This is a genomic window from bacterium, assembly GCA_040753085.1.
In the GTDB taxonomy this organism is placed as follows: domain Bacteria; phylum UBA9089; class JASEGY01; order JASEGY01; family JASEGY01; genus JASEGY01.
Map to the genome: position 1 here is coordinate 1 of JBFMHI010000208.1, position 3601 is coordinate 3601.

Here is a 3601-nt window from a genome sequence, read left to right on the forward strand (position 1 = left end):
TTCAGCCGACCGCGAAGCGGTCGGCTGAACCTACCCATTAGAGGGAGGATGAGGAATGAGATATAATCTCGATCTCTATGACGGCATTGTTGCAGATGCAGATTTTGTATAGGGCGAGTTTAGAACCCCGCCCCTACTGATAATTTCTAACCATACAGGTCGAAATTTTTGATAAACTCTGCGATCTCTGCGCTTCTGCGTTAAAATTGGACTGAAGAGGTATCTGTCCGAAATCCCAAATCCCCAAAAGGGGAACCACAGTGAGAGGTGAGAACAATGAATAAACTATTCACCATCCAAAGTCAGGCGTCAGGCATCAGGAGTCAGAACAATCCGCCATCCGCCATCCGCCATTGGCTGGCAGCTATGGTTCTTCTGGCAGCCTCTGCTCTTCTGCTCCTCTGTGCCTCTGCTTCCCTTTGCCTGGCCAACAATCAGGTCGGCCAAGGGGCGGCCAGGTTCTTTGATATGGGGATCGGCGCCAGGGGGAGTAGTTTGGGGGGAGGTTTTATTGCCCTGGCTGATGATGGGACGGCCCTGTATTGGAATCCGGCCGGACTCAGCCTGTTAGATAAAAAAGAAGTAACCCTGATGATCTCATCCAGCGGCGATGCAAGCGAGTTTTCGGCGGATGAGACGGGAATCAGCCATAATTATCTGAGTTATGTTCATCCTCAACTTTTGGGAGACGAACTCGGTAATTTTGGCTTTGGGATGGTTAATTTGGGGGTAAGTGAGATACCCCTAACCGGGCCTGAACGTGTCAATGGACTGCCACAGGCAACCGGAACCGGTAGTGACAGCGAATATACCCTTCTCTTTTCCTGGGGAAGAAAATTCTATCATAACCGCCTGGGAGTAGGGGGAAGTCTGAAGTTTATCTATCAGAACCTAATAGATGAATCAACCTTTGGGTATGGGTCGGATTTAGGGGTTTTGGCCGACCTTTCTGCCCTCGCCGGCGCAAAGGATGAATCCCTTCTCTGGATTCTGAATAACCTTAAGGCCGGCATGGTGATAAGGGGAGGAGTTAATCTGAGCTGGGAAGAACATAAAGATTCCAAGCCTTCAAGTTTCAGCTTTGGCCTGGCCTTTGAGCCTCTGAAGGCCAAATCCTTCCGATGGACGGTAGCCCTGGCCGCCAATCAGGTCAGAGAGAAACCACTTACCCTTTCGGCTGGCACAGAGTTTGGTCTGTCTAACCTGCCGGTGGCCGTAAGGGGTAGCATCGACAACCGCTTCCTTGAGGAAAGAGCTGAAGGCTTTAATTTAAATGACCTCAATCGTAACTGCCGTTTTAGCTTTGGTCTGGGTGGTTCTTTCTCACGCTTTAGAGTGGATTATGCCATGATCAGTGAGAACCTTAGAACTCGAAATCAGATTCAGGTAGCCGTAAGATTTTAGCGGAAAAGTAAGCGTTCAGCCACTAAGGCACAACAACCTCGATCCTCGATCCTGGATGCTCGATCCTGGATACTGGATCCTTTACCAGCATCGAAAATCGAGCATCGAGGATCGAGCATCGAGCATCCAGCATCATGTGATGAACGGTTACGGGGAAAATATCTACTCGGGTGAATAGACTGAAGACTGAAGGCTGAAGTAGTTACGATGATATTTAGATAAAGGTTTCTCCCTTTTTTGCCGATAATAATATTAGAAGGGAATCGTAAGTAATAGCTCAAGGAGGAGAAAAATGATAAGTTTAATTTCTGCTTACATGAAGGAAGCCTCCGACTTTCATTCTGAAAAAGCCACAACTAACCACCCGGCTGAGAGGAATCTCCCCTTTTATACCTTTGAGGAAAGACAAAAAGCTGTCCTGAAAGAAAGAGTTCAGACGAGTATTAAATCTTATCTTACTCAAAAGAAAAATCTTATCCATAATGAAGGCATCGAGTCACCTATCTCGGGTTCTGAACTGCAATCCCCGATTGAGCAGCAGGATTTTGTCCCTCAGGCTTCCCCTTTTGAAAACAGGCCTCTTTCCTACCTGGAGATGCAAATAACCTTAAAATTATCTGAAATACTTAAGACTGTTCAGGATGAATATGAAGGATATATCGCCTCTATGGCTGAATTTCTGGCCGGTTCTCTCCAAAAAACCCTTTCTTTGGGTTCCCATCCCTCAAAGGAACACGAATATCAAATCAAAGCAGGGGAAACAATAAATCTTGTCAATCAGGACACCGGAGAGGCCACTACACTTACCCTGGATGATTCCGGTAACCTAAGACAGGGGTTCGGACGGGTCTTAGAGGCTGAAACCGTGGCCCTCTCTTCACAAGATGTGCTTTACCTCAGAGGTGAAGAAAAAAATGAGGGCTACCGGATAGAGGTGTCCAGGGAACAAGATTGGATCGTAGAAGCTGAAGGCAGGTCAAAGGGGACCCACTATTATATAGATGAAGTTCAGCACGGTCTGGATGTGGTTAATCTTATCAACATTGAAACTGGGGCCGTCGCTGCCTTTAAGATCGGCTGTCTGGAACAGTACGACCGGGCTATTACCACCGGAGATGACGTAAGCAGCTTCAAGATTCGTCCCGGCGATGTGATTCATATTAAGAGCGCCGGCGAACACGGAGATTATCTGATCGAGGCCTCAGCCTCCGGAGAGTGGCTGGTTCGGCCGGAAAAAAGAGAAGGAGAAGATCAGTCTATCTTCTATCGTTCCAAGGACCTGGATGAGGGGGATGTAATAAATTTAAAGGACACCCATACCGAAGAGGTGGTCTCTTTCCAGGTAAATAAAGAGGGCAGCCTGGTTCAATTAGAGAAAGAATCCTTTAAAGGCAACGAAGCCACCACCTATGAATTTGCCCCCAATGACGAGATTCTGATCCAGACCAACGCCGGAAGATATTATCAGATATCCCTCCTTGAAGGAGAGGGCTGGCAAATTAAGGGGCTGGCCACTATTTAACCAGCGGCCGGAGCTATTTAGAGCCTGTCCCAAAATCGATCCAAGCGGCGACTGTTAGGGAGCCACCACTAGCTCGCTTTAGCCATCGACAGTTGTAGCTGCCTTCGTAAGTGTTCAGCCACAAAGACACTAAGACACAAAGATTGAAGGATTATTTCTTAATAGCTCAACAGAGCAGTAGCCCAGTGGTTAAAGACTTTTCTGAAAGTTCCAGAACTTCTGATCTATTGCTCTAATATTCTCTCCGATTTATGTCTTCGTGCCTTGGTGGCTGAACGGTTACCAGCCTTATAGATCGGCTTTCATCGCGCCGAGGTTTTGGGATAGGCCCTTAGCATTCAAGAAGATGAGGAAGCCCGGAGCATAAAGCAGGGAGTCAGAAGGACTCCAGTGCTCAATGCTCCGGGCTAAAGGCTAAACAGTATCAAAAAAGCTAAAGTGAGGTAAGAACCTATGCATGAAGTATTATTAAAGTCTAAAGAAAATATAGTGCCACTTATAAAATTTGCTTTTGACTTAGAGGGTCTATACTTTTGCACTTTTCGGCGTTGTCTCATTTCGGTCAGAAACAGCCCTAAAAAGTGGTAACAGTTTTGGCCGAAGAGACAATACGCCCCTTGTATTTTGAAGGTTGTTTTTTAGACCTTCTGGTGTTATATATACCTAAAAACCTAT

Annotated in this window: 3 protein-coding genes; 2 read left to right on the forward strand and 1 reads right to left on the reverse strand. The window is 46.7% G+C overall.

Translation table 11 applies throughout. The features are described from left to right. Window positions 1-276: 276 nt before the first annotated feature. Window positions 277-1404, forward strand: a complete 1128-nt coding sequence (locus tag AB1797_13515; GenBank protein MEW5768604.1) for a hypothetical protein — start codon at window positions 277-279, stop codon at window positions 1402-1404. Here the strand turns inward: AB1797_13515 and AB1797_13520 are convergent. Next, window positions 1401-1685, reverse strand: a complete 285-nt coding sequence (locus tag AB1797_13520; GenBank protein MEW5768605.1) for a hypothetical protein — start codon at window positions 1683-1685, stop codon at window positions 1401-1403. The genes AB1797_13515 and AB1797_13520 overlap by 4 nt on opposite strands. Before the next feature lie 11 nt (window positions 1686-1696). Here AB1797_13520 and AB1797_13525 point away from each other — a divergent pair, with 11 nt between their 5' ends. Then, window positions 1697-2926 (forward strand): hypothetical protein, encoded by a 1230-nt coding sequence (locus AB1797_13525; GenBank protein MEW5768606.1) that lies wholly within the window; start codon window positions 1697-1699, stop codon window positions 2924-2926. Window positions 2927-3601: the final 675 nt, after the last annotated feature.

What these genes read in the sequence shown, in the direction of transcription:
- AB1797_13515 (MEW5768604.1), top strand. Translation starts at nt 277, where the DNA reads ATGAATAAACTATTCACCATCCAAAGTCAGGCGTCAGGCATCAGGAGT.
- AB1797_13525 (MEW5768606.1), top strand. Translation starts at nt 1,697, where the DNA reads ATGATAAGTTTAATTTCTGCTTACATGAAGGAAGCCTCCGACTTTCAT.